We start from the raw sequence: 1323 nt of genomic DNA on the forward strand, positions 1-1323 counted from the left end.
TACCGTCATTACGCGGCTGTGGGCCCAACAGCATGCCCTCTAACAATTCATTCAAGCCGAAGCCGCTTCGCGGCTCGGCTTAATTCAGGCGTTAGACCGCGCACATGACTCAGCATGAATTCGGATGGATTGTTGTCCTGGTCGGCGCGCTTTACACCATTGGCCTTGCTGCCTTTCCACATGTGTTCAACAACAGTCTGCTTTGCCCACGCTGGGGACTATTTGGCCCTGCAGCTAGCCGACTCAGCGGCATTGGCGGCGGGCTCACGATGGTTTCACTAGGCTTAGTACATCTCAATACGGTTCATCACAGCGTCCCAGCATGGCTCCCTTGGGGATTGGTTATTGTGTCGGCGTTGGTTATGGGTTTTGGAGGATTCCGTGACCCCCTGTACAAGGGCGCGGTCTAACAATTCATTCAAGCCGAAACCGCTTCGCGGTTCGGCTTAATTCAGGCGTTGGGCCCGGTCGGTGCAAGGGCTGTAGCGGGGTTCTAGCGAGATGCTTGTAACTCGCTCTGCTGGACGCAGTGGCAGGCACAGCCCGTTCTTCCGGGGGCATGTTCGCCGTAGGCGCGTGTGTTTTCTTGCTTCGGCAGGGCGCCGCCGGTTGCAACAGGTCTGTCGCTCCACACGGGCGGCGCTCGCGGCCTGGGCTTGTGCGGCTTCGGTTGGGCGGCGGTACCGGCTCCGGCCAGCGTTTGGTCTTGGCCGCTCATTGCGGTCGCCCTGCGTGGAGCGTTTCTGGGCTCCGGAGGCTGTGGCGGCCATTGCGTCGTGTGGCTTCGCCCGGCTACCTTGGTGCCCAACAAGTCATTCAAGCCGACGCCGCTTCGTTACGGCAACAGGGCGGCACTGAAAAGCGTGCCACCCTTTTGCCTTCACTACGCAGCGCGGCTTAATTCCGGCGTTAGGCGCCAAATGACGCAATCTAGCGAAACCGTAGAAATGTTCCGGCCAGTCGGGCCGCAAGAGTTGGAACTGCTCCGCCAGAACGGCTTCACTCGTTGGCCGCCCCGCCTTCCGGAGCAGCCCATCTTTTATCCGGTCACTAATGCGAAGTACGCGGCAGAAATCTCTGAGCGGTGGAACACCACAGATTTCGGGTACGGGGCTGTGACCCGCTTCTACGTCAGGGCCAGCTTTATGGCCAGCTACCCCATCCAACAAGTTGGCGGGTCGTACCATACCGAGTGGTGGGTGCCAGCTGAGGACCTGGAGTCGCTCAACGACAATATCGTTGGGCTGATTGAGGTCATTCAAGAGTTTGGCGCCTAACAATTCATTCAAGCCGAACCCGCTTCGCGGGTCGGCTTAATTCAGG

At 59.3% G+C, this 1323-nt stretch carries 1 protein-coding gene; it reads left to right on the forward strand.

Annotated elements, in window-relative coordinates; all coding sequences use genetic code 11:
* Window positions 1–920 precede the first annotated feature (920 nt).
* On the forward strand, window positions 921–1277 hold the full coding sequence (locus tag IP90_RS16490) for a hypothetical protein (RefSeq protein WP_144900765.1): 357 nt from the start codon (window positions 921–923) through the stop codon (window positions 1275–1277).
* Window positions 1278–1323: the final 46 nt, after the last annotated feature.

The organism is Luteimonas cucumeris, assembly GCF_007830035.1.
In the GTDB taxonomy this organism is placed as follows: Bacteria; Pseudomonadota; Gammaproteobacteria; order Xanthomonadales; family Xanthomonadaceae; genus Luteimonas_C; species Luteimonas_C cucumeris.

Coding starts and splice junctions, on each gene's coding strand:
- IP90_RS16490 (WP_144900765.1), top strand. CDS start 921: ATGACGCAATCTAGCGAAACCGTAGAAATGTTCCGGCCAGTCGGGCCG.